General features: G+C 73.8%; 18 protein-coding genes. 9 read left to right on the top strand and 9 right to left on the bottom strand.

The annotated features are described in order from the left end of the window. Positions 1-14: 14 nt before the first annotated feature. From ACFY2B_RS14630 to ACFY2B_RS14620, 3 genes are read left to right on the top strand one after another with little or no spacing between them, the layout of a single operon-like run. Entirely contained in the window at positions 15-1,394 is a 1,380-nt protein-coding gene (locus ACFY2B_RS14630) for an NtaA/DmoA family FMN-dependent monooxygenase (RefSeq protein WP_390763473.1), read from the top strand. Beyond that, positions 1,391-2,482 (top strand): LLM class flavin-dependent oxidoreductase, encoded by a 1,092-nt coding sequence (locus ACFY2B_RS14625; protein ID WP_390763472.1) that lies wholly within the window; start codon positions 1,391-1,393, stop codon positions 2,480-2,482. Before ACFY2B_RS14630 ends, ACFY2B_RS14625 begins: the two co-directional genes overlap by 4 nt. Positions 2,483-2,493: 11 nt before the next feature. Then, positions 2,494-3,621, top strand: a complete 1,128-nt coding sequence (locus ACFY2B_RS14620) for an LLM class flavin-dependent oxidoreductase (protein ID WP_390763471.1) — start codon at positions 2,494-2,496, stop codon at positions 3,619-3,621. Between the two features lie 217 nt (positions 3,622-3,838). Here the strand turns inward: ACFY2B_RS14620 and ACFY2B_RS14615 are convergent, their stop codons facing one another. After that, positions 3,839-4,954 (bottom strand): M12 family metallopeptidase, encoded by a 1,116-nt coding sequence (locus ACFY2B_RS14615; RefSeq protein ID WP_390763470.1) that lies wholly within the window; start codon positions 4,952-4,954, stop codon positions 3,839-3,841. 70 nt (positions 4,955-5,024) lie between these two features. Between ACFY2B_RS14615 and ACFY2B_RS14610 the strand changes: the two genes are divergently transcribed. Next, entirely contained in the window at positions 5,025-6,977 is a 1,953-nt protein-coding gene (locus ACFY2B_RS14610) for a LuxR C-terminal-related transcriptional regulator (RefSeq protein WP_390763469.1), read from the top strand. 34 nt (positions 6,978-7,011) lie between these two features. Here ACFY2B_RS14610 and ACFY2B_RS14605 read toward each other — a convergent pair whose 3' ends face one another. Further along, positions 7,012-9,615, bottom strand: a complete 2,604-nt coding sequence (locus ACFY2B_RS14605; RefSeq protein ID WP_390763468.1) for a CHAT domain-containing protein — start codon at positions 9,613-9,615, stop codon at positions 7,012-7,014. Between the two features lie 132 nt (positions 9,616-9,747). Here ACFY2B_RS14605 and ACFY2B_RS14600 point away from each other — a divergent pair, with 132 nt between their 5' ends. The 3 genes from ACFY2B_RS14600 to ACFY2B_RS14590 are packed head-to-tail and all read left to right on the top strand — an operon-like array spanning position 9,748 to position 12,337. Then, positions 9,748-11,187, top strand: a complete 1,440-nt coding sequence (locus ACFY2B_RS14600; RefSeq protein ID WP_390763467.1) for a S8/S53 family peptidase — start codon at positions 9,748-9,750, stop codon at positions 11,185-11,187. A gap of 59 nt (positions 11,188-11,246) precedes the next feature. After that, on the top strand, positions 11,247-11,825 hold the full coding sequence (locus ACFY2B_RS14595) for an RNA polymerase sigma factor (protein ID WP_390763466.1): 579 nt from the start codon (positions 11,247-11,249) through the stop codon (positions 11,823-11,825). A 5-nt stretch (positions 11,826-11,830) separates the two neighbouring features. Next, the gene (locus ACFY2B_RS14590) at positions 11,831-12,337 is read left to right on the top strand and encodes a hypothetical protein (protein ID WP_390763560.1); all 507 of its coding nucleotides are present in this window, start codon (positions 11,831-11,833) and stop codon (positions 12,335-12,337) included. A 251-nt stretch (positions 12,338-12,588) separates the two neighbouring features. Here ACFY2B_RS14590 and ACFY2B_RS14585 read toward each other — a convergent pair whose 3' ends face one another. The 7 genes from ACFY2B_RS14585 to ACFY2B_RS14555 form a co-directional block, all read right to left on the bottom strand. Beyond that, positions 12,589-13,386: an N-formylglutamate amidohydrolase gene (locus tag ACFY2B_RS14585; RefSeq protein ID WP_390763465.1), complete on the bottom strand. Its 798-nt coding sequence runs from the start codon at positions 13,384-13,386 to the stop codon at positions 12,589-12,591. A gap of 69 nt (positions 13,387-13,455) precedes the next feature. Beyond that, a complete protein-coding gene (locus ACFY2B_RS14580; RefSeq protein WP_390763559.1) occupies positions 13,456-14,598 on the bottom strand; it encodes a homoserine O-acetyltransferase in 1,143 nt (380 codons plus the stop codon). After that, positions 14,595-15,956 (bottom strand): bifunctional o-acetylhomoserine/o-acetylserine sulfhydrylase, encoded by a 1,362-nt coding sequence (locus ACFY2B_RS14575; RefSeq protein WP_390763464.1) that lies wholly within the window; start codon positions 15,954-15,956, stop codon positions 14,595-14,597. Before ACFY2B_RS14575 ends, ACFY2B_RS14580 begins: the two co-directional genes overlap by 4 nt. A 434-nt stretch (positions 15,957-16,390) precedes the next feature. Further along, positions 16,391-18,610: an NADP-dependent isocitrate dehydrogenase gene (locus tag ACFY2B_RS14570; protein ID WP_390763463.1), complete on the bottom strand. Its 2,220-nt coding sequence runs from the start codon at positions 18,608-18,610 to the stop codon at positions 16,391-16,393. A gap of 359 nt (positions 18,611-18,969) precedes the next feature. After that, complete coding sequence (locus tag ACFY2B_RS14565) at positions 18,970-20,067, bottom strand: mechanosensitive ion channel family protein (RefSeq protein ID WP_390763462.1); 1,098 nt, start codon at positions 20,065-20,067, stop codon at positions 18,970-18,972. Positions 20,068-20,338: 271 nt separating this feature from the next. Then, complete coding sequence (locus tag ACFY2B_RS14560) at positions 20,339-21,103, bottom strand: crotonase/enoyl-CoA hydratase family protein (protein WP_390763461.1); 765 nt, start codon at positions 21,101-21,103, stop codon at positions 20,339-20,341. Positions 21,104-21,169: 66 nt separating this feature from the next. After that, positions 21,170-22,147: a YbhN family protein gene (locus tag ACFY2B_RS14555; protein WP_390763460.1), complete on the bottom strand. Its 978-nt coding sequence runs from the start codon at positions 22,145-22,147 to the stop codon at positions 21,170-21,172. Between the two features lie 373 nt (positions 22,148-22,520). On the opposite strand from ACFY2B_RS14555, the gene ACFY2B_RS14550 reads away from it, so the two are divergent. Further along, positions 22,521-24,398, top strand: coding sequence for an ABC transporter ATP-binding protein (locus tag ACFY2B_RS14550; protein WP_390763558.1), 1,878 nt, complete (start codon positions 22,521-22,523; stop codon positions 24,396-24,398). Positions 24,399-24,491: 93 nt separating this feature from the next. Continuing rightward, positions 24,492-24,836: a GNAT family N-acetyltransferase gene (locus ACFY2B_RS14545; protein ID WP_390763459.1), complete on the top strand. Its 345-nt coding sequence runs from the start codon at positions 24,492-24,494 to the stop codon at positions 24,834-24,836. Positions 24,837-25,185: the final 349 nt, after the last annotated feature.

Raw genomic sequence — 25,185 nt, 5'->3', positions numbered from 1 at the left:
AGGACCACACCGACATGAGCAAGCCGCTGAAGCAGATCCATCTGGCCGCCCACTTCCCCGGCGTCAACAACACCACCGTGTGGAGCGACCCGGCCGCCGGCAGCCACATCGAGTTCGAGTCGTTCGCCCACTTCGCGCGCACCGCCGAACGCGCCAAGTTCGACTTCCTGTTCCTCGCCGAAGGTCTCCGGCTGCGCGAACAGGGCGGGCAGATATACGACCTGGACGTCGTCGGCCGCCCCGACACCTTCACCGTGCTCGCGGCGCTGGCCGCCGTCACCGACCGGCTCGGCCTGACCGGCACCATCAACTCCACCTTCAACGAGCCCTACGAGGTGGCCCGCCAGTTCGCCAGCCTCGACCACCTCTCCGGCGGCCGGTCCGCCTGGAACGTGGTCACCTCCTGGGACGCCTTCACCGGTGAGAACTTCCGCCGCGGCGGCTTCCTGCCGCAACAGGAGCGGTACTCGCGCGCCAAGGAGTTCCTGGCCACGGCGAACGAGCTGTTCGACTCCTGGCACGGCGACGAGATCCTCGCCGACCAGGCGGCCGGCACCTTCCTGCGGGACGCGCAGGCCGGCGCCTTCGTGCACCAGGGCCGGCACTTCGACATCCACGGCCGGTTCAACGTGCCGCGCTCCCCGCAGGGCCGGCCGGTGATCTTCCAGGCCGGCGACTCCGAGGAGGGCCGCGAGTTCGCCGCCGCGAGCGCCGACGCGATCTTCAGCCGGCACGCCACGCTCCAGGCCGGCCAGGCGTTCTACACCGACGTCAAACGCCGCCTCGCCGCATACGGCCGGCGGCGCGACGAACTGCTCATCCTGCCCGCGGCGACCTTCGTGCTCGGCGACACCGACGCCGAGGCCGAGGAACTGGCCCACGAGGTGCGCCGGCAGCAGGTCAGCGGCGCCACCGCGCTCAAGCACCTGGAGTTCGTCTGGAACCGCGACCTGTCCGCGTACGACCCGGAGGGCCCGCTGCCGGAGATCGCCCCGAACGTGGACGAGGAACACATCTCGCGGGGCCGCGCGCAGGTGCGCATGTACCGGGACCCGCTGGCCACCGCCCGCGAATGGCGGGAACTGGCCGAAGCGAACAAGTGGTCCATCCGCGACCTGATCATCAACACCGGCAACCGGCAGACCTTTGTCGGCTCCCCGGCCACCGTCGCCCGGACCATCGACGAGTTCGTCCAGGCCGACGCCAGCGACGGATTCATCCTCGTCCCGCACATCACCCCGGGCGGCCTCGACGTGTTCGCCGACACGGTCGTCCCGCTGCTCCAGGAGCGCGGCGTCTTCCGCACCGACTACGAGGGCACCACCCTGCGCGACCACCTCGGCCTCGCCCATCCCGACGACGCGCGGGCCGAGCGCCGGCGGGTCGCCTCGTGAAGTTCCTCGCCATCACGCTGATCGTGCACCGCCCCGACCCGGTCACCGGCGTACTGAAGTCGACACACGACCGGTTCCGGGAGGTCGTCGCGAGCGCGCTGCTCGCGGAGGAACTGGGCTTCGACGGCTTCGGCGTGGGGGAGCGGCACGAACGGCCGTTCATCTCCTCCGCGCCGACGGTCGTCCTCAGCCACCTCGCCGCGCTCACCCGCCGGATCCGGCTGTTCACCGCCGTGACGACGCTGAGCCTGCTGGACCCGGTCCGGGCCTACGAGGACTACGCCACCCTGGACCACCTCGCCGACGGGCGGCTCGACCTGATCATCGGCAAGGGCAACGGGTCCGCACAGCGCGAGCTGTTCCACGTCACCCCCGAGGACCAGTGGGAGCGCAACGCCGAGAGCTACGAGGTGTTCCGGCGGATCTGGCGCGAGGACAAGGTGACCGCCAGGACCCGCTTCCGGCCGGAGCTGACGGACGCCGAGGTCTGGCCGCGCCCCTACCAGCAGCCCGTCCGGGTCTGGCACGGCAGCGCCACCAGCAAGGAGAGCGTGGACCTCGCCGCCCGCTACGGCGACCCGCTGTTCTCCGCGAACGTCACCCATCCCGTCGAGCCGTACGCCGAGCTGGTCCGCCACTACCGGGAACGCTGGGAGCACCACGGCCACGACCCGGCCGGCCTCACGGTCGGCGCCGGGTCGGCGGGCCTCTGCGTCGCCCGGACGACCCAGCAGGCGCTCGCCGCCTACCGGCCGGTCTTCGAGAGCAACCTGGCCTTCCAGCGGGCCACGGGCCTGCCCGTGGTCTTCGAGACCCTGGAGGACTTCGCCGCACGCAGCTCCGCGCTGATCGGCAGCCCGCAACAGGTCATCGAGAAGGTGCACCGCTACCACGAGCGGTTCGGGCACACCGTGCAGCACCTGCCCGCGGACGCAGGCGGGCTGACGGACACCCAGCACCGTGACTCGCTGGAGCGGTTCCAGTCGGAGGTGGCCCCGGTGCTGCGCCAGGACATCCCCGACCCGCCGTTCGACTGGGGCCCGGTGCTCGCGCCGCCCCACCCCGCGCCCGTGTCCGACGCACCCTGAGGGAGGCCCGCATGCCCTCCGTACCGCTCGGCGTCCTCGACCTGGTCCCGGTCCCCTCGGGAGCCACGGCCGGCGAGGCGCTGCGCAACTCCATCGACCTGGCCCGGCACGCCGAACGCCTCGGCTACCGCCGCCACTGGTTCGCCGAGCACCACCTCAACCCCGGCGTGGCGGGCACGTCGCCCGCGGTCGTCCTCGCCCTGACCGCCGCCGCCACCTCGACCATCCGGCTCGGGTCGGGTGCCGTGCAGCTCGGCCACCGCACCGCGCTGAGCACGGTGGAGGAGTTCGGCCTGATCGACGCGCTGCACCCGGGCCGCCTGGACCTGGGCCTCGGCCGCTCCGGCGGCCGTCCCCCGGGCGAGCGCGCCGACCCGCCGCCGACGACGCCCCCGGTCGTGGCCGGCCACGCCCCGAACGGCCTGCTCGTCCCGCCCCGGTACGCCTTCGAACGCCTCCTCGCCTCACCCCGGCTCGCCCTCCAGCGCAGCCTCCTGCACCTGCCGGGCGCCGAATCCCAGGACTACGCCGAGCAGATCGACGACATCCTCGCCCTGCTGGCCGGCACCTACCGCTCCGCGGAGGGCACAGAGGCACACGCGGTGCCGGGCGAGCACGCCGACGTCGAGGTGTGGATCCTGGGCAGCAGCGGCGGCACCAGCGCCGAGGTCGCGGGCCGCCGCGGACTGCGCTTCGCGGCGAACTACCACGTCAGCCCGGCCACCGTCCTGGAGGCGGTGGCCGGCTACCGCGCCTGCTTCCGCCCCTCCGACGTCCTCGACGAGCCGTACGTCACCGTCTCCGCGGACGTCGTCGTCGCCGAGGACGACCGCACGGCACGGGAACTCGCCACCGGATACGGCCTGTGGGTGCGCAGCATCCGCACCGCCGAGGGCGCCATCCCCTTCCCGACCCCCGAACAGGCCCGCGCGCACGCCTGGACCGACGAGGACCGGGACCTGGTGCGCGACCGGGTGGACACCCAGTTCGTGGGCTCCCCGTCCCGCGTCGCCGACCGGCTGGAACAACTCCAGGAGGCCACCGGAGCAGACGAACTGCTGATCACGACGATCACCCACGGCCACGCGGACCGCGTCCGCTCGTACGAACTGCTCGCCCGCGAGTGGCACCGCCGCTGAGCGGCACCCGCCGCTGTCGCGGGCACCGGTCACGGCTGTCGTGCGTCGCCTCCACGGGCCCACGACGCGGTCGAGAACGTCACCAGCGACATCCAGCCTAGGTACTGCTCCCCCGAACAGTGCCTGGGCGACGTCGTCCCCCGTAGGTGACGTCCTCGACCGCTCCCCCGGGTGCCGGACCGTGGTCCGGGCGCCCGCGTGGCGCGGCTCTGTGCTGTCACCAGCACATGACCGCCGTTTCCCCGGTACCCCATGTGGAGTACAGGCGGACGCGGACGAAATAGCGGCGGCCCTTGACGAGCCTGACCCTGAGCACGGCGTTGTGCGGCGTGCCCCCGTCGTCCTGTCCGGCGAGATAGCGCGGCTCGCCGTCGCGTTCCTCGAAGGCGACGACGACGCTGTCACCGTCGCCGAAGGTGCCCACCGCGTAGTCGCGGGTCTCCGGCGGGTCGACGGTGAAGTCGGCCTGCCCGCCCGATCCCAGGCTGAGCGGCACCGACCGGAACGGCACCAGCGCGCGATGTGGATCCCCCCGGTCCAACCTGTCCGCGACCGAGGGCGGATCGGCCGGCGGGTACCAGCGCAGTACGAACTCCTTGTCGGCCGGGGACAGCGTGCCGGGCGAGTGCAGCCCCCCACGGTACTGCTCCGGCTCCAGCACCAGCCCCGCCTCGAAGGGGTACGCCATGATGGACTGCGGGTCCCAGACCGAGCCGTTCACCTCGGACGCGTCCAGCTTGCGCAGGATGTTGAAGAACGTCCGGTCCCGGTTCCAGAAGTTCGGCGGACCCGCCAGGTCGGCGTACACCGCCTCGTCGTCCCAGTGGATACCGGCCAGCGGGCTCTGGTGCTCGTGCTGCATGCCGAGCGCATGCCCTATCTCGTGCAGCGCCGTGGCCCGCTGCCCGGGCAGGGTGAGGTCCCAGCCCAGGTTCATGGTGCGCTCGTTGAGACCGACCACGAGCGCGTCCCGGCCCACCTGCGACCAGGAGCCGTCCCCGTACTGGAAACCGATCCGCAGTTCCGCCTCGCGGCGGTCGGTGACCTCGGCGAACGTCACCCCGATGCCGAGGTCCTGCCACTGCCGGAAGCACTCCCGGACGATGTCCCGCTGCTCCTTGGCACCGGCCCAGGAGACCCAGCGGGTCTCCCCGGATCCCGGTACGTGGATGACCGACCCGTCGGTGTCCGCGTCGAAGAAGCAGTAGTGCAGCACCGTGCCGTTGACCCACATGCGCCGCCCGGCGACGAGCGCGCTCGACCGCTCGGCGGCCAGCCCCGGTGCGAAGGAGGGGGCCGGCTGCTGCGGAAGTGAGCAGTAGCGCTGGGTCATGCGCCAAGACTGCCTCCGCTTGCGTCCGGGCGCCTGAGTCGGGGGCTACTCAAGTCCCCCTGTATCAAGCATGAGTATCCGGACTCTCCATGACGTGACGAATTTCGTACAGGACGCCAAGACCCTGGAACTGCCCTGGCCGTTCACCGGCCGGGAGGACGAACTGGAAGCGATCCGCCGGTCCCTGACCGCCGGCCGGCACGGCATCGTGGTGACCGGCCCGGCGGGCTGCGGCAAGACCCGGCTGGTCACGGAGGCCGTGCGGGGCAGCGACTGCGCCCGGGTGACCGGGACCCCTCAGACCCGCGGGCTGCCCTTCGCCGCGTTCGCCCCGCTGCTGCCCGAGACGGTCTCGCTGCACCGCGCGGTGCAGCTCCTGTCCGGCGTGCGTGTTCTCGTGGTCGACGACGCCCACCTGCTGGACGAGGCCTCGGCCGCCCTGGTCCACCAGCTCGCCGTGCACGGTCGCACCCGCCTGGTCGTGATCGCCGCCGACCGGACCCCCACACCCGGCGCGGTGTCCCGGCTGTGGACCGGCGAACTCCTGCCGCGGCTCGCCCTGGAGCCGCTGCCGCACGAGGAGACGGCCCAGCTGCTGGCCACCGGCGGCACCCTGGAACCGCTCACGGTGCGCCGGCTGCACCGGCTCTGCGGGGGCGATCTCAGGCTGCTGCGGGACCTGTCGGGCGCGCTGCGTACCCAGGGGCTGCTGACCCGCGTCGCCAGCACGGACGAGTGGGCCTGGCGCGGCCCGGTGCCGATGACGCCCACCGTGCGCGAGCGCGTCGCCTGCGTCCTGGACCGCCCGCGGCCCGGCGAGCGAGAGATCCTGGAACGCCTCGCCTTCGCCGAACCCCTGCCCCTGCACCTGGACGACCTCGACCTGGACGTCCTCGAACGCGTCGAGGCCGACGGCCTGGTCCACGTCGACGACCAGGGCTTCGCCCACCTCGCCCACCCGCTGCACGGCCCGGCGCTGCGTGCCTGCGCCGGACGGCTGCGCGCCAGGCGGCTGGCCCGCACCCCGCAGCAGTGCGCCCGGGCACTCACCGCCGAACAGCACGCCCTGGCCGGGCGGATCGCGCAGGCGGACGTACGGGACCGGCCGGCCCCGGTGGGGGAGTGGCTGATCGCGGAGGGGGCGACCGTACCGGCCGGATACGCGGCGGTGCGGGCCCGGTTCGCGCGGCTGCGCGGGGAGTTGCTGGAGGCGGCGGCGTGGGCCAGGGAAGGGCTGCGGGAGACGCCCGACGACGCCGCGTGCCGGGGCGAACTCGTGCTCGCCGCCGCCCAGTCCGGCGAGCCGGGCCGGTTCCACCGCGGTTGGGGCGAGCGGGACTGCCCGGGCGGCGGACCCGCCGCCGGCGGCCCGTCGGCGGCGGACGGCACGGCGGTCTGGGCCGCGGCGGCGCACGGCGACCTCGACGGCGCCGTACGGGCACTCGGCGGCGGCGCCCACGGCCGCCAGGACGGAACGCAAGCATCCGACCGTCCCGACGGCACCGCCGTTCCCGACGACGACGTGTACGCCCACTACGACGCCGTACGCCTCGGCGCCCCCGAACTGGCCGCCGGCCGGCTCCCCGGTGACGGCGTGCTGGCCCGGCACGCCGACGCGCTCGCCCGCGGCGACGGGCCCGCCCTGGACCGGGCCGCCGAAGCGCTGGAGGAACGCGGTTTCCTGCTGTTCGCGGCCGAGGCCCACGCCCAGGCGGTACGGGCGCACCGCGACCCGCGCGCCGCCCGCACGGCCCGCACCCGCGCGGTCTCCCTCGCCCGCCGCTGCCAGGGCGCCCGCACCCCGGCGCTGTCCGGGCTGGTCCTCGGTGAACTCACCGCCCGGCAACGGCAGATCGTCACCCTCGCCGCCGCCGGGCTGACCAACCGGCAGATCGCGGAGAAACTCACGCTGTCCGTGCGGACCGTGGGCAACCACCTCTACAGCGCCTACACCCGGCTCGGCGCCAGCGACCGGGGCGCGCTGCCCTGGCTGGTGGAGCTGCCGGACACCGCCTCGGCCTGACCCGGCGGCCCCGCCGCCCGCCGGGGTCGCCGGGTCAGGCCGCGCCGAACGCCGCGAACGCCCATCCGGTCGCCTGGTGGACGGCGTCGCCCGGCACGGCCGCCCGCGCGTCGCGCAGGGCCTCGGCCAGGGAGAGTCCCGCGTCGAGGCCCTTGTGCAGGGCGAGCATCAGCGGCACCACCGCGGCGTCGTTGACCGGCGCGCTGCTCGCCACCACCCCGGCCGTGCCCAGCGGGAGCAGCGCGGTGACCAGACCGAGCAGTTCGTCGGCGCCGACCGAGGCGAGCCGGGCCGTGTCGCAACTGGAGAGGATGATCCGGTACGGGCTGCGGGCCAGCCGTTCGAAGTCGTGCACGATGAGCGGCCCGTCGGCCATCCGCAGCGAGGAGAACATGGGGCTGTCCGCGCGGAACGTGCCGTGCGCGGCGATGTGCGCGAGTGCCGCCCCGTCCAGCTCCCGCAGCACCCGCGGCACCCGCGCCTCGTCGTGTTCGAGCACCGTCGCCGCGCCGTTGCGGCCCGCCAGGTCGGGCACTTCGGCGCCGCCCGTCGCCAGCCCCGGCCCGCGCACGAAGACCTGCGGGCCGCCCGGCGGCGCCTCGGTCTCCCGGGCCCGCAGCCAGCTGCCCGCCGACGGCGAGACGCTGAGCACCCGGTCGCGCAGCGCGGGCAGCAGCGCCCAGGGCACCCGGTGCAGCGCCCCCGGCGGCACGATCACGACCGGGCCGCTGCCCAGCCGGCGCACCGCACCGCCCAGCAGCAGCTCCTGGAGCCGCAGGCCCGCCGCCTCCACCAGCGGCAGCCGCGCCTCCGCCCCGGGGTGGGCGAGCCGCCGCAGCCCCGCCTGCACGTGCTCCGCCTCGGTCAGCGCCGCCGCCAGCGCCCCGCCCTCGAACCGCCGTACCCGTCCCTGCCCGCACAGCAGCACATGCACCCGTCCGTCCAGCACGGCGAGTTCGACGAGCGTCGTGTCACCGAGCCGCGCCAGCAGCCGGGCGGAGTCGAAGCGGCGGCCGTCACCGGGCGCGGCGCCGTGCACGTGATGGGTCCGGGAGCGGATCTCCCGTTCCAGGCGCCGCTGTTCGCGCTCCAGGGCGGGCACCGGACGGCCGTCCATCCGGGCGGCCTCCGCGCGGGCGGCGATCTCCCGGAACGCGGTCAGCCCGCTCAGCAGCGACGGGTCGGCGGGCGGCCGGGTCGGCGGCGCGGAAAGCACCGTGGCCCGCCAGCGCTCGCTCCACTCCAGCAGCCGCCGCGGACCGCCCCGGCCCAGCACGGCCTGCTGGGCCAGCGCCGCCAGCTCCGCGCCCTGCGCGGTGGCCCGGGCCCGCAACTCCGAGGCGCCCAACGTCATCCGGTGGTCGTCGAGCACGTCGAGCCCGCGCCGGCACGCCTCCAGGACACCCCGTACCGAACCGGCCGCCCGCGCCCGCAGCGCCTGCGCCGCCCAGCCCGTCATCCGGGCCAGCGGCGGACCCGCGTTCCTGCTGCGCGCCGCCAGCGCCAGGTGCCGCTCCGCGTCCGCCGTCCAGCCGAGGCCGAGCGCCATGCGGCCCGCGAGCAGCGACGCCTCCGGCGCGGCGGGCGACCCGAAGGACGCCAGCCGTTCGGCGACCGCCGCGGCGTCCGCCACCAGCCGCCCCGAGCTGCGCCCGGACGCCACCCGCGCCTCGATCAGCACCAGCCGGGCGTGCGCCTCCCACCAGGAGCGCCGCTGCGCCGCGAACAGCCGTACGGCGACGGCGGCGCGGGCGATCGCGGTGTGCGCCTCGCCGGCCGAACGGGCGGCCCGGGCGGCGGCCAGCAGCAGTTCCGCCTTGCGGGTGGACTGCCCGCCGATCCCGTCGAGCGTGGTGATCGCCGTGTCCGCCTCGGCCAGCGCCTCCGGGGCCAGCCCCGCGGCCATCAGCACCTCGCAGCGCCGGATGTTGAGCATGAAGGTCGGCGTGCCCAGCTTGGCGTACCGCTCCTCGGCCTCGTCCAGCAGCCGCAGCGCGGCCGGGATGTCACCCGACCGGAAGGCGGCCAGCCCCCGGCTCTCCACCGCGTCGGCCTTGTCGTGCTCCTGGCCGGTCGTCTCCCACAACTGCTCCGCCGCGGTGAAGTCGGCGTCGGCCCGGTCCACCGCGCCCAGCGCCAGATGCACGGTGGCCCGCAGCGTCAGCGCCCGCGCCGTCCAGATGACGTCGTCGGCCTGGCGCAGCACGGCGATCGCCCGGCGCACGTCCTCCAGCGCCGCACGGTGCCGGCCGAGCACCCACCAGACGTAGGCGCGGCGGTACAGCACCCGGGCCCGGGTGTGCCCGGTACCCCGCGCGACGCCCTGTTCGAACGCCGTCAGCCCCTGCCGCGTGCGCCCCGCGTGCACCAGTGCGACCCCGAGGGTGGCGAGGACGTCCGCCTCCCGCTCGGCCGAATCCGCACGCGCCGCCAGATCCCGGGCACGCCGCAAATGGCCCAGGGCGATCCGCAGGTCGCCGAAGTCCCGCTGCCAGATGCCGATCACCTGGTGGGCGACGGAGGCGTGCAGCGGCGGCGGACCGGTCTCCAGCACCCGTTCCGCCCGCGCCAGAGCCTCCATCGGGGCGGCGAACACCATCGGCAGCAGTTCGAGAACCGAGTCGCTAGCCGCTGTCACGCCTCGGATGGTAGTGGTCCAGGGCAGGCACGTCACACAGGTCCGCCGCCGTGCACGGCGGTACGGGCTGTATCAACGGACGGCTGTCCGGCTCTGAATGAGGACCGCCGTCCCGATGGGGGAGGACACGCCATGGCACCTCAGCGATTCCACGAGCAGTTCGACCAGATCCAGCGCTCGATGCCCGACATCCCACTGGCGATGGGACCGGACGACTCCGCGGAGTTCTTCTACGAGAAGGGCGTCGTCCTCGCCCGCGACGGTGAGGAGGCCCGGGTCGTCGAGGAGACCGTGCGCAGCCACTTCGCCGCGACGGCCGACCTGGTCGCCGACGACGTGCGCCGGGCGGGCCCGGACACCAACCGGACCGGGATCACCCGGATCCGGGTCGGCGACCCCGGCAGCGGGGCCCGGGACGGCGACCCGGCGGTCGGGCACGCGCTGCGCGCCCTGCGTGAGGCGGAGGGGCGCCGCGGACACCGGCTCGTCAGCCGCAACCACGTGGTCTCGATCTCGGTCAACGCCTGCCCCGGGGACGAACCCGTGCCCGCCCCGGCCGGCGAGGCGCCGAACCCGGCGGCGGACGGCACCCCCTACGACCCGGACACCGCCGTCGGCGTCCTCGTCATCGACACCGGCCTCATGCACGACTACCGCTCCTACCCGCTGCTCGCCCACACCGAGGGCGACCGCCAGGTCGAGGAGACCGACGCCGAGGGCGTCCTGCGGCAGTACGTCGGTCACGGCACGTTCATCGCCGGACTGGTCGCCGCCGTCGCGCCCAACACCGACGTCACCGTCCGGGGGACCCTGAACGACGCCGGCGCCGTCCTGGAGTCCGAGTTCGGCGCCAAACTCTTCGAGGCCGTCGACCGGGACGGCTGGCCGGACGTCATCAGCCTGTCCGCGGGTACCTCCAACGGCCGCACCGACGGACTGCTCGGCGTCGACGCCTTCATGCGCGAACTGCGCGAGCAGGGCACCCTGCTGGTCGCCGCGGCCGGCAACAACGCCAGCGCCACCCCGTTCTGGCCCGCCGCCTACGCCTCGCTGCCCGACTACCAGGACGCCGTGCTGTCGGTCGGCGCCCTGCGCGGCGACGGCGAGATGGGGGCCTGCTTCAGCAACCACGGCCCCTGGGTGACGGCCTACGCGCCCGGCGAACGCCTCGTCAGCTCCCTCACCGGCTTCGACACGCCCGTCCCGTACGTCTACCAGCACTCCACCTACGACGTCTGCCGGTTCGGTTTCACCTACGACTGCACCTGCCGGTCCCCGCGCCACCGGGGCGTGCTGAGCGAGGCGGGCGCCGACGCCGCCGGGGGCGAACCGGACCGGACGACGTTCGAGGGGTTCGCGCACTGGAGCGGCACCTCGTTCGCCACACCGGTGGCCGCCGGACTCGTCGCCGCCCACATGACCGCGCACAAGGAGGGCGACCCGCGCGTGGCCCACCGGCAGTTGCTGGAATCCACCACGGCGTACGCGGAAGTGCGTGGGGCGCACGTACCGGCGCTCCGGCCGCCCACCTGGCGCCCGGTGCCGGTCGCCCGACCGGCGCGTTCCGCATGACGACCGGAGGTGCCCTCTGCACGGCGTACGATGACTTGCCGTACACGAGGGGTGGCGCCGTGGAACGAGCAGAGGTCGGCGCGCTGGTCCGGGCCGCGACCGATGGCGACGCGGCGGCCTGGAAAGCGCTGGTGGAAGGACTGAGTCCGCTGGTGTGGGCCGTCGTGCGCGCCCACCGGCTGTCCGACGCCGACGGCCACGAGGTCTATCAGACCGTGTGGTTCCGCTTCGCCCAGCACCTGGCGCGGATCCGGGAACCGGAGAAGGCCGGGTCCTGGCTCGCCAGCACGGCCCGGCACGAGTGCCTCAAGGTCATCAAGAGCCTCACCCGGCTGATGCCGACGGACGATCCGCTCGTCCTGGACCGGGTCAGCGAGGACCGCACCCCGGAACAGACGCTCATCGACTCCGAGGAGGCGGCCGCCGAGGCCGAACGCATCCGTCGCGTGTGGCAGGAGTTCGAGAAACTGGGCGACCGCTGCCGGCAGTTGCTGCGCACCCTGATCGCCTCGCCGCCGCCCAGCTATGTGGAGGTGTCGGCGGCCCTGGGCATCGCGGTGGGCAGCATCGGCCCGCTGCGCCAGCGCTGTCTGCGCCGGCTGCGGGCCCGGCTCGACGACGGACGAGGGGCGGTGTGAACGGCATGCACGAGGAGAACACCGGGTACGGCGAGGACGGCGGGCACGGCGAGGGAGCGGCCGGCTTCGACGAGGCCGAGTTTTGCGACGGGCTGCTGGAGGAGGAGCTGCGGCAGGCAGCCGCCGTCCTGGACCCCGTCCCCACCGAGCTGCGGCAACTGGCACTCGACGCCTACGCGCTGTACGACCTCGACGCCCGTGTTGCCGAGCTGACCTTCGACTCGCTGGTGGACGCCCTGCCGGTCAGGGGAGTCCTGGACGCGCCGCGGATGCTCACCTTCCGCGCGGGCGAGCTGACCGTCGACGTCGAGGTCACCGGGCAGGGGCTGATGGGGCAGGTGCTGCCGCCGCAGTCGGCGCGGATCGAGGTGCTCGGCGGACCGCAGACGGCCGTCCCGGTCCCTGTCGATGAATTGGGCCGTTTCACCAGCGACGCACCCCCCTCAGGCCCGTTCGCGCTGCGGCTGCGCACCGGCGCGGACGTGATCGTCACCGAGTGGCTGCGCGCCTGAGGGAGCCGGTTCACCAGCTGACGGACGGGGACGGTGTCCCCGGCTGACGCGCGGGGCCGGCCGTGCCCCGGACCGTGGCCCTGCGCCGCCGGTACACCGGTCCGGGATACGGCCGCGGCCCGGCGACCGGTCCGGCCGCGTGCCGAGGAGCGGCAGGGCCGCCGGCGGCCGACGGCGCACGGCCCGGTACCGGGGCGTGATCCCGTCCGGCCGGGATCCCCGGCCGGACGGGGAGGCGGGCCGCCGGACGGTCAGTGGCCCACGCCGTCCACCAGGGCGGCGAGCGCGGCGGCGAAGCGGTGCAGCCCCGGACCGGCCGGGCCGCCGGGTTCCGTCATGTAGCCGTCCCTGCGGATCTCCACCATCAGCGCGGCGACCCGGGGCTCCGTCCCGTAGAACTCCAACGGCACGTACGTCCCGGCGAAAGGGGTGTCGAGTTCCGTCCCGCCGCACCCGGCGAACGCCGCGCGGGCCAGCTCGGCCAGCGCGGCCGGCGTGTGGAAGGCGTCGGTGCCCAGACAGACCGGGGGCCGGGACCCGCCGCCGTGCAGTTCGTACGGCAGCGGCTCGGTCGGATAGGAGTGCACGTCGATCACGACGGCCCGGCCGGTCGCGGCCAGCCGGTCCCGTACGGTTTCGGTCATGGCCCGCGCGTACGGCCGGAAGTACCGCTCGATCAGCGGCCCGGGATCGCCGTCCCCGGCCCGCAGCGTCCCCCGCCGGGTGGTCCCGGTGTAGACGGCCCCCATCCCCACGGCGAGCATCTCCTCCCGCTCGTCCGGGAACCGCTCCGGATCCACCACCAGCCGGGACAGCCGGTTCACGAACAGCCAGGGCGTGCGGCCGGCCAGCGCGGCGGCGGCCTCGGCCAGCTCCGCGGTGTGCGCGTCCGTAATGTCGTCCAGCTCCCGCTCCAGCGCGGCGTCGTCCAGCACGATGCCGGCCCGCACGGCCGCCGGGACGGTCCGCGCGGAGTGCGGCACATGCAGGATCACCGGGGATCCGGCGGCGCCGGGAAGCAGGTCGAAGGACGGTACGGCGTGGGCCATGCGGCTGCTCCCCGGGCGGTCGGCGGTGTGGTGCACGGTGCACCGTCGAGGCTCACGGTACGCGGTGCGCTACCCGAGGATCTCCCGCACCAGCGCTGCCACTTGCTCCGTCTCGATCAGGAACCCGTCGTGCCCGTACGGCGATTCGATCACCCGCAGCCGGTCGGCCGCCGGGATCAACGCGGACAACTCGGCCTGCTGGGCGAGCGGGTACAGCCGGTCGGAGCCGACGCCCGCGACGAGGGTGCGGGCCCGCACCCGGCCGAGGGCGGCCCGGACGCCGCCGCGGTCCCGGCCGACGTCATGCGCGTTCATCGCCTCGGTCAGCACGACGTAACTGGCCGCGTCGAACCGGCGGACCAGCTTGGCGGCGTGGTGGTCCAGGTAGGACTCGATCTGGTAGCGGCCACCGCGCCAGGGGTCCTCGCCGCTCTGGGCCGCCCGCCCGAAACGGACCCCCAGCTCGGGCTCGCTGCGGTAGGTGACATGGGCGAGCCGACGGGCCAGCCCGAGCCCGGTGTGCGGGCCGCGACCGGTGTCGTGGTAGTCGCCGCCCTGCCAGTGCGGGTCGGAACGTATCGCGTGCAGTTGCCCACCCGCCCAGGCGATCTGCTCGGCGCTCGCCGCCGCCGTCGTGGCGAGCAGCAGCAGCGCGCCGGTCCGCTCCGGGTGCGCCACCGCCCACTCCACGGCCCGCATCCCGCCCATCGACCCGCCGACGACCAGCGCCCAGCGGTGCACGCCCAGCGCGTCCGCCAGAGCGGCCTCCGCGGCCACCTGGTCGCGCTGGGTGAGGAACGGGAACGATCCGCCCCAGGTCCGGCCGTCCGGCCGGGCCGAGGCCGGTCCCGTGCTGCCCTGGCAGCCGCCCAGCACGTTCGGCGCCACCACGAACCAGCGGTCGGTGTCCAGGGCCAGCCCCGGGCCGACCAGCGCGTCCCACCAGCCGGGGGTGGGGTGTCCGGGGCCGGCGGCACCGCCGACGTGGCTGTCCCCGGTGAGCGCGTGCAGCACCAGCACCGCGTTGCCGCCGTCGGGCGCGAGCCGGCCCCACGTCTCGAACGCCAGCCGCACGTCCGGAAGTTCACCGCCGGCCTCCAGCGGCAGCGGCGCGTCGGCCGCGTACCACTGGCGCCGTCCGGGCGGATCTCCCGCCCGCCAGGCCCCGGTGGCCGGCGGACGGGGGACCGAGGAGGCCGGTACGGCGCTCAGGACGCGCCCTTGGCCGCGCGGAAGCCGGCCTCCAGATCCGCCTTCAGGTCGGCCAGGTTCTCCAGACCCACCGACAGGCGTACCAGGCCCGGCGCGGTGCCGGTGGCCGTCAGTTGCTCCGCGTCGAGCTGGCTGTGCGTCGTGGAGGCGGGGTGGATGATCAGGCTGCGGACGTCACCGATGTTGGCGAGGTGGCTGAACAGCTCGACCGCGTCCACGAACCGCTTGCCCGCCTCCACCCCGTCCCGCAGCTCGAAGGAGACCACCGCGCCGGCCCCGCGCGGCAGGTACCGCCGTCCGGCCTCGTACCACTGGCTGGAGGGCAGCCCCGGGTAGTGCACGGCGGCCACCTCGTCCCGCTGCTCCAGCCACTCGGCCAGCGCCTGGGCGTTCGCGGAGTGCCGTTCGATGCGCAGGCTCAGCGTCTCCACGCCCTGCAGGAGCAGGAAGGCGGAGTGCGGGGAGAGGGCCGGGCCGAGGTCGCGCAGCAGTTGCACCCGGAGTTTGACGGCGAACGCTCCCGGGCCCAGAGCCGGCCAGTACCGCAGCCCGTGGTAACTCGGGTCCGGCTCGGTGAAGTCGGGGAAGCGGTCGGCGTGCGCGCCGAAGTCGAACGTGCCGCCGTCCACCACGACCCCCGCGATGGCGTTCCCGTGCCCGCCGAGGAACTTGGTCGCCGAGTGCACCACGATGTCCGCGCCGTGCTCGACGGGCCGCAGCAGATACGGCGTCGGGACGGTGTTGTCCACGATCAGCGGGACGCCCGCCGCGTGGGCCACGTCCGCGACGGCGCGCACGTCGAGCACGTTGCCACGCGGATTGCCCAGCGTCTCGGCGAACAGCGCCTTGGTCTGCGGGCGGATCGCCGCCCGCCACGCGTCGATGTCGTCCGGGTCGTCGACGAACGACACCTCGATGCCGAACCTCGGCAGCGTGTGCCGGAACAGGTTGTACGTGCCGCCGTAGAGGGAGGTGCTGGAGACGATGTGGTCGCCCGCACCGGCCAGGGTCAGGATCGCCAGCGTCTCGGCGGCCTGCCCGGAGGACAGCGCCACCGCCGCCACTCCGCCCTCCAGCGCGGCGACGCGCTGCTCGAACACGTCCTGGGTGGGGTTGTGGATGCGGGTGTAGATGTTGCCGGGCTCGGCCAGCGCGAACAGGTCGGCGGCGTGCTGGGTGTCCCGGAAGACGAACGACGTCGTCTGGTAGATCGGGGTGGCCCGGGCGCCGGTCGCGGGGTCCGGCGCGGCCCCGGCGTGGATCTGCTTGGTCTCGAACGACCAGGCCGGGGTGTCGGACCCCGCGGGGTCCTCCTCGGGGGTGTGACCGGCGGTGACGGAGTCGATGGGCTGGCTCATGGTGCTCCTCGTGCGGCAGGGCGGATCGAAGGCGTGCGGCGACGGAGAGGCGTACGACTGGGAGAAATGCGAATAAAAGATGATGAAAAGCTAGAAAGGTGACGCAAGTGCGCCGAAGAGGGTGGATGGGTTGGGAACGCGTGAAATGGGCGACGGGTGCGGTGGGAGTGATGAAGCCCGTCACCTCGGACGGGTGGCAACCGTGGTGGTGACCCGCCCGTGATCGATGGGGCGCCGGGTCACGAGTGCGGACATGTGAGGAGGTAACCACACGGCGTGACGGGCGGCCAGCGTTCCCGCGCCCCTGACATCGAGCGTTCACGAACGGCACCCGGCCGGGGCCCGGGGCACCGGCGGCGGACATGGCTCCGCCCCGGCCGGGCAGTACGCCGGCCGGGGCGGAGCGGGTGGCCGCGAGGGGCCGGAGGCCCGGGTCAGCTCAGGGCGGCGAGCGTCTCGTTCCACGTGGCCGACGGGCGCATCACCTTGTCGGCCTTGGCCTTCTCCGGCTGGTAGTAGCCGCCGATGTCGGCCGGGGAACCCTGGACGGCACCCAGCTCGTCCACGATCTTCTGCTCCTGCGCGGTGAGCGTCTCGGCGAACGCGGCGAACGCCTTGGCCAGGTCCGCGTCGTCGGTCTGCCGGGCCAGCTCCTGGGCCCAGTACAGGGACAGGTAGAAGTGGCTGCCGCGGTTGTCGATGCCGCCGACGCGGCGGGTCGGCGACTTGTTCTCGTTGAGGAAGGTCGCCGTGGCGCGGTCCAGGGTGTCGGCGAGGACCTGGGCCCGGGCGTTGCCGGTGGTCTTCGCGTACTGCTCGAAGGACGGCACCAGCGCGAAGAACTCACCCAGGGAGTCCCAGCGCAGGTAGTTCTCCTTGACCAGCTGCTGGACGTGCTTGGGAGCGGAACCGCCGGCGCCCGTCTCGAAGAGGCCGCCGCCCGCCATCAGCGGGACGACCGACAGCATCTTGGCGCTGGTGCCCAGCTCCAGGATCGGGAACAGGTCGGTCAGGTAGTCACGCAGCACGTTGCCGGTGACGGAGATGGTGTTCTCGCCGCGCCGGATGCGCTCGACGGAGAGCTTCGCGGCCTCCACCGGGGCGAGGATCTTGATCTCCAGACCCTCGGTGTCGTGCTCCGGCAGGTACGCCTTGATCTTCTCGATCAGCACGGCGTCGTGGGCGCGGGTCTCGTCCAGCCAGAACACGGCCGGGTCGCCGGTGGCGCGGGCCCGGGTGACGGCCAGCTTGACCCAGTCGCGGATCGGGGCGTCCTTGGTCTGGCAGGCGCGGAAGATGTCACCCGCGGAGACGGTCTGCTCCAGGACGACCTCGCCGGCCTGGTCGACCAGCCGGACGGTACCGGTGACCGGGATCTCGAAGGTTTTGTCGTGGCTGCCGTACTCCTCGGCCTTCTGCGCCATGAGGCCCACGTTCGGGACCGAGCCCATGGTGGCCGGGTCGTAGGCGCCGTGCGCGCGGCAGTCGTCGAGCACGGCCTGGTAGACACCGGCGTAGCTGGAGTCCGGCAGCACCGCGAGGGTGTCGTGCTCCTGGCCGTCCGGGCCCCACATGTGACCGGAGGTACGGATCATGGCCGGCATGGAGGCGTCCACGATCACGTCGGAGGGGACGTGCAGGTTGGTGATGCCCTTGTCGGAGTCGACCATCGCCAGCTCGGGACCCTCGGCCAGCTCGGCGTCGAAGGACGCCTTGATCTCGGCACCGTTGGGCAGGGACTCCAGGCCCTTGAAGATGCCGCCCAGGCCGTCGTTCGGGGTCAGACCGGCCGCGGCGAAGGTCTCGCCGTACGTCGCGAAGGTCTTCGGGAAGAAGACGCGCACCACATGGCCGAAGATGATCGGGTCGGAGACCTTCATCATCGTGGCCTTCAGGTGCACGGAGAACAGGACGCCCTCCTGCTTGGCGCGGGCGACCTGCGCGGAGAGGAACTCGCGCAGCGCGGCGACGCGCATCACCGAGGCGTCGACGACCTCGCCCGCGAGGACCGGTACGGACTCGCGCAGCACGGTGGTGGAGCCGTCGTCGCCCGACAGTTCGATGCGCAGCGAACCGTTCTCGGAGATCACGGCGGACTTCTCGGTGGAGCGGAAGTCGTCCACGCCCATCGTCGCCACACTGGTCTTGGACTGCTCGGTCCAGGCGCCCATGCGGTGCGGGTGGGTCTTGGCGTAGTTCTTCACCGAGGCGGGGGCGCGGCGGTCGGAGTTGCCCTCGCGCAGCACCGGGTTGACGGCCGAGCCCTTGATCTTGTCGTAACGGGCGCGGATCTCGCGCTCCTCGTCCGACTTCGGGTCGTCCGGGTAGTCCGGCAGCGCGTAGCCCTTGCCCTGCAACTCGGCGACCGCCGCCTTCAGCTGCGGGATCGACGCCGAGATGTTCGGCAGCTTGACGATGTTGGCCTCGGGCGTCTTGGCCAGCTCACCCAGCTCCGACAGGGCGTCCGGGATCCGCTGGCCCTCGTTCAGGTACTCCGGGAAGGCGGCGATGATGCGGCCCGCCAGCGAGATGTCGCGGGTCTCCACGGCGACACCGGCCTGCGAGGCGTACGCCTGGATCACCGGCAGGAACGAGTGCGTCGCCAGGGCCGGGGCCTCGTCTGTGTAGGTGTAGATGATGGTCGAGTCAGTCACCGGGTGCTCCGCTCCACGTCTGCAACATTGCTCGACATCAAGATATCTCGTGCCGGCCTCCGACTCGACAGTGGCCGACGACTCGGCAGCACCGCACGCCCCACGAGTGCGGTGATTCCGCCACCCCGCACGGCGGCTCGGCTCTCCCGCGCCGCCGCTCCGCTTCCCTGACCTGTGTCTGTCTGCCCCGGCGGGGGCCCGCCGGGGCAGCAAGGCCGCCGTGGTGGCCCCCGCGATACCCGCGCGTGCCATGTCGAGACTCTCCCGATACGCAGCGGCGTCGGCCTTCCACGCACGGTAGCGTCCCTCGTCCCGTCCCCCTTCCCTCGTCTCCTTTGGCGCCGCGGTGTCCGAGGACGTCAGAGAAGACGGGGGGAGCCCATGTCGTCCGGTTCGTTCTCGCCCTCGCGCTGCTGGGGGAGCACCACGGCGCCCTGCTGGAGCGCGACCGTCCGTGCCGGGGCCGGGATGCGGATGCCCTCCTCGCGGTAGCGCCGGTGCAGGCGCTTGATGAACTCGTGCTTGATCCGGTACTGATCGCTGAACTCACCCACGCCCAGGATGACCGTGAACCCGATCCGGGAATCGCCGAAGGTGTGGAAGCGGATCGCGGGCTCGTGCTCGGGGACCGCGCCGGTGATCTCCGTCATCACCTCCGCGACCACCTCGCCCGTCACCCGCTCGACCTGGTCCAGGTCGCTGTCGTAGGCGACGCCCACCTGCACCAGGATCGTCAACTCCTGCTCGGGACGCGTGAAGTTGGTCATGTTCGTCTTCGCCAGCTGGCCGTTGGGGATGACCACCAGGTTGTTGGAGAGCTGCCGGACCGTCGTCTGGCGCCAGTTGATGTCGACGACGTAGCCCTCCTCCCCGCTGCTGAGCCGGATGTAGTCACCGGGCTGGACCGTCTTGGAGGCGAGGATGTGGATGCCCGCGAAGAGGTTGGCCAGGGTGTCCTGGAGCGCGAGGGCCACCGCCAGCCCGCCCACGCCCAGGGCGGTCAGCAGCGGCGCGATCGAGATGCCCAGCGTCTGGAGCGTCACCAGGAAACCGATGGCGAGGACCAGTACGCGGGTAATGTTCACGAAGATCGTGGCCGATCCGGCCACTCCGGAGCGGGACTGCGTGACCGTCCGCACCAGACCGGCGACCACCCGGGCCGTGGCCCCGCTCACCACGAGGATGAGCAGCACCTCCAGCGCCTGCTGGGTGTGGTGCCGCACGGCCGGGGTCAGCGGCAGCACGGCCGCCGCGGCGGCCCCACCGGCCGCGATCGCCGCCCACGGCACCACCGTGCGCAGCGCGTCCACGACGACGTCGTCGCCGCTCCAGCGGGTTCGCTTGGCGTGCCCCGCCAGCCAGCGCAGCAGCGTCCGGGACAGGAACGCGGCCAGTACGCCCGCCGCCACGGCGATGCCGGCGATGATCAGGTCGTGCGCGGCGAGTGCGCGGTTCACCGGTCACCTCCGGCGGGGCGCCGCGCGGTCGTCCGCGCCTGGGGCGGCCGGATGTGAAGTCTCGTCACGTTGTTCACCTGCTCGTTTCCGGGATGTGCGAGCGCGCCGGCCGTACGGTGCGAAGGGCCGGCCGCGCCGTTCATCCTGCCGTATCCGTACAGGAGTTCGCACCGCGGGCGAACCGTGCGGGCCTCGGGCGGGTGTTCCGCGCGAGGTGCCGCCGGTACCGGATCTCCTGGGTACGGCGGCCCCGTGCCCGGGGACGCGTGGCTCACGGGTCGGTGAAGGAACCGTGCCGGCCGGCGCCGCCGGCGAACCGCGCCGCCCCGTCCAGCGCCTCCGCCAGCACGGCCGCCCCGTGCCGGAACTCACGCCGCAGCGCCTCCGGTTCCGTCAGCCCCTCCTGCTCCAGGACCGACGCCCGGTCGGCGCGCAGACACGCCTGCGGGAAGCGCGCGATGGCCGCGGCGAGCTCCTCCGCCTCGGCACGGGCCCGGCCGGTGGGGACCACCCGGTCGGCCAGGCCCATCCCGTACGCCTCCCGGGCGGGGACCGGCCGTCCGGTGAGGATCATGTCCAGCGCCCGGCCGGTGCCGACCAGCCGGGGAAGCCGTACCGTGCCGCCGTCGACGAGCGGCACGCCCCAGCGGCGGCAGTACACGCCGAACACCGCGTCCTCCTCCGCCACCCGCAGGTCGCACCACAGGGCGAGTTCCAGGCCCCCGGCGACGGCGTGCCCGGCGACCGCGGCGATCACCGGCTTGGACAGCCGCATCCTGGTCGGCCCCATCGGGCCGTCACCGTCCTCGGTCACCCGGTTGGCCCGCTCGGTGCCCATCGCCTTCAGGTCCGCGCCCGCGCAGAACGTGCCGCCCTCACCCCACAGCACCGCCACCCGGGCCCGCTCGTCGGCCTCGAACGCGCGGAAGGCGGCGGCGAGTTCGGCCGCGGTCGGACCGTCCACCGCGTTGCGGGCCCCGGGCCGGGACAGGACGACGGTGGTGACGTGTTCCTCGCGCTCCAGGCGGACCGGCACGGGCGGCTCTCCTCCCTCGGGCACCGGCCGGGCCGCGCCCGGCCGGCTCGGAGGGCCCACTCTGCCTCAGATCACCTTCAGCCGCACCAGCGCGCCCAGCGTCAGCGCACCCGGCAGCAGCGGCACCCACACGGTGATGATCCGGTAGGCGAGGACCACCGCGGTGGCGACCGCGACCGGTCCGCCCGCCGCCACCAGGGCCACGATCAGCGCGGCCTCGACGGACCCGAGGCCACCGGGCGTGGGCACCAGCGCCACCGCCACCGTCGCCGCGAGATAGGCCAGCGCCATGTGCGCGGGCGCCACCGGCAGGTCGAGCGCCCGCCCCACCGCGGCGAGACCGGCCGCCTGGAGCGCCGGGAAGGCCAGCGAGCCGCCCCACAGGGCCAGCGCCCGGGACGGACGGGTGTGCACCGAGCGGGCCTCGCCCAGCGCGCTGCGCAGGAAGGACCACACGGCCGTGCGCAGCCGCCGGACGCACACCAGCGCGCCCGCCGCCACCACCAGCAGGGCGCCGATGATCAGCCCGAGCGGGCCGGTCGCACCGGCGGGCAGCAGGCCGCCGAGCCGCAGCGCGTGCGGGAAGGCGATCAGCAGCGCGGCCAACAGGCCCACCCGGCCCACGGATTCGGCCAGCAGGTACAGCGCGACCGCGGCCGACGAACGGGCCAGCGGGATCCCGCACACGGTCATGAAGCGCAGGTTGACCGCGCTCGAACCGAGACCCGTCGGCAGCAGGTGATTGGCCGCGTACGCCGCCAACTGGGTGGCCAGCAGCCGCCGTTTGGGCAGCGGCTGCACCACCGCGCCCTGCCGGGTGACGGCCGCCGCCACCCAGGTCAGGCAGGTGGCGCCGCCGGCGGCCAGCAGCCAGGGCCAGGACGCGGACCGCAGCTGGCCGAAGCCTTCCACGAGCACGGAGCGGTGCTGCACCGCGACCACGGCGACGAGCACGAGCGGGGCCAGGCACAGGACTTGACGGACGGGGAGCCGCCGAAGGGGACGAGGCCGCGGGCGGGGATCGGGGAGTTGTGCCGCTGTCACACTCGGAGAGGCTTTCCGCACCGCCCCAACGGCGGGTAGCCGGATCGGGGACAGCGGATTACATGCGGGAAGCGGGTGGGGGAGAGGCGAGCCGCCCGTTCGCCTCGGGTCCGCGGGGGCCGCCCGACCGGGGACCGGAGGACGGCAGTCCGACCGGGGACAGACAGGTGTCAGTCGGCTCGGGACCGGCGGGAGCCCTCCGGCTCGGGGCGGTCGGGTGCCAGCCGGCTCGGGCCGGCGCGGGCTTGCGGTTCGGGGCAACGGGGGGCCGCGCGGCCCCCAGCTCGGATCGGGCATGGCAGGCTCGGGCCGGTGGGGTCCGGTGCTGGTTGTCCTCAAGGATGCTTGAGGTTCTAGGTTCTCTTCCATGAGCATGGAGACCACAGCCTGGACACAGCTGCACAGCGTGATGACCGCCCAGCAGGAACGGCGCCCGCTGGCCCGCGCCACCCTGCGCCGTATCGCCGTTTTCGCCCGGCCACACCGCCGCCGGATCGCCCGGTTCGTCCTGCTCGGGGTGGTGACGGCACTCCTCGCCGTCGCCACCCCGGTGCTCGCGGGACGCGTCGTGGACGCGATCGTCTCGCACGGAGACCCGGCCACGGTCGTCCGGCTGGCCCTGCTGATCGCCCTGATCGCGGTGGCCGAGGCGGCCCTCGGTATCCTCGGCAGACGGCTCTCGGCGACGCTCGGGGAAGGACTCATCCTCGACCTGCGGACGGCTGTGTTCGACCACGTGCAGCGGATGCCGGTCGCGTTCTTCACCCGCACGCGTACCGGAGCGCTCGTCAGCCGGCTCAACAACGACGTCATCGGGGCGCAGCGGGCGTTCAGCAACACCCTGTCCGGAGTGGTCAGCAACGTCGTCACACTGCTGCTCACCCTCGCCGTCATGCTCACCCTGTCCTGGCAGATCACCCTGCTCGCGCTGGTGCTGCTCCCGGTGTTCGTGATCCCGGCCCGCCGGATGGGCAGCCGGATGGCCCGGATGCAGCGCGAGGCGGCGGCGCTCAACGCGGCGATGGGCACCCGCATGACCGAGCGCTTCTCCGCCCCCGGCGCGACCCTGGTGAAGCTGTTCGGCCGGCCGGAGGAGGAGTCGGCGGAGTTCGCGGCCCGCGCCGGCCGGGTGCGGGACATCGGCGTCCGATCGGCGACCGCCCAGTCGGCGTTCATCACCGCGCTCACCCTGGTGTCCTCCCTGGCCCTCGCCCTGGTCTACGGGCTCGGCGGCTTCTTCGCGCTGCGCGGCACCCTGGAACCGGGCGCCGTGGTGTCGCTGGCGCTGCTGCTGACCCGGCTGTACGCGCCGCTGACCGCGCTCGCCGGTGCCCGGGTCGAGGTGATGAGCGCGCTGGTCAGCTTCGAGCGGGTCTTCGAGGTGCTGGACCTGAAGCCGCTCCTGACCGAGCGGCCGGACGCGCGGGAGGTCCCCGCGGGGCCGGTGACCGTGGAGTTCGCGGACGTCCGCTTCGGCTACCCGGCCGCCGACAAGGTCTCCCTCGCCTCCCTGGAGGAGGTCGCGACCCTCGACACGCGCGGCGGCGCCGAGGTCCTGCACGGCATCTCCTTCCGCGCCGAACCCGGGCAGACCGTGGCCCTCGTCGGCTCCTCCGGCGCCGGCAAGTCGACCATCGCGCAGCTGCTGCCGCGCCTGTACGACGTCGACGAGGGCGCCGTCAGGATCGGCGGCGTCGACGTTCGCGACATCGGCGCGGGCTCGCTGCGGGCCACCCTCGGCATGGTCACCCAGGACGGCCACCTCTTCCACGACACCGTGCGGGCCAACCTGCTGCTGGCCCGCCCCACGGCCGACGACGCCGAACTGTGGGAGGCGCTGACCCGGGCCCGCCTCGACGAGGTCGTACGGGAGCTGCCCGACGGACTCGACACCGTGGTCGGCGAACGCGGCTACCGGCTCTCCGGCGGCGAGCGCCAGCGCATGACGATCGCCCGGCTGCTGCTGGCCCGGCAGCGCGTCGTCATCCTGGACGAGGCCACCGCCCACCTGGACAACACCTCCGAGGCGGCCGTCCAGGAGGCGCTGGCGGAGGCGCTGGAGGGACGGACCGCGGTGGTGATCGCCCACCGGCTGTCCACGGTCCGGACGGCGGACCTGATCCTGGTGGTCGAGGCCGGGCACATCGTGGAACGGGGCACCCACGAGGAACTGCTGGCGGCGGACGGGCGGTACGCCGAGCTGTACCGCACCCAGTTCGAGGGGCAGGACGCGGAGCTGACGGCGGGCTGAGCGCGGCTGCCGCCGCCTGGCTCGCGGACCACGGTCGTACTGATCACCATGGGCTACGCTCGGCTGACCGAAAGCAGGAGGGTGTGGGTAGCCATGAGTGACATCGAGATCCGCGACGACCGGGCGGCGGGCCGCCTGGAGGCCGTCTCCGGCGCCGAAGTCGTCGGCCGCATCGAGTACTTCGTCCTGGAGGCACCGGGACGTGCGCTGGTCCCCGTCCACACCATCGTGGAACCGGCGCACGAGGGCAAGGGCATCGCCGGCTCCCTGGCCCGTGAGCTGTACGCCATCGCCGGGCGCGAGGGCGTCCAGGTGGCCCCGCTGTGCCCGTACGTCGTGAAGTGGGCGGCGCGCCACCCCGAGGAAGCGCCCGTGGCCGACCTCGAGCTGCTGACCGCCGCGCACGCCTGGCTGGTGGCGCACCCCGGCCGGTTCTGACCTTCCCGGGGGTTCCCGCCCGGCGGCGCCCGCCTCATCGGCGCCGTCGGCACGGGGCGCCCACGCGGTCCGGGCGGGTCGGTCCGGGTTCCTCGGTGAGTGGTGGCGGCGGTGTCGGGTACCTGGGGAGTAGCCCAGAGGCGATGTCGAGCGCCCGGCCGGAGGACGTCATGAGCAATCCGCATCCCGAACCCGCACCCGGACCGGGCCCCCGGCCCCCGGACCCGTACCCGACCCCGGTCCCGCCCCCTGAGCCGCCCCCGGCCCCCGAACCACCCCCACCACCGGGCCCCCCGCCGCCCCGGCCCCCGGGCCCACCCCCAGAACCCTCGCCCTCACCGATCCCACC

The organism is Streptomyces sp. NPDC001270, from assembly GCF_042896695.1.
GTDB lineage: Bacteria > Actinomycetota > Actinomycetes > Streptomycetales > Streptomycetaceae > Streptomyces.
This window is presented reverse-complemented; position numbering and strand designations above follow the sequence as displayed.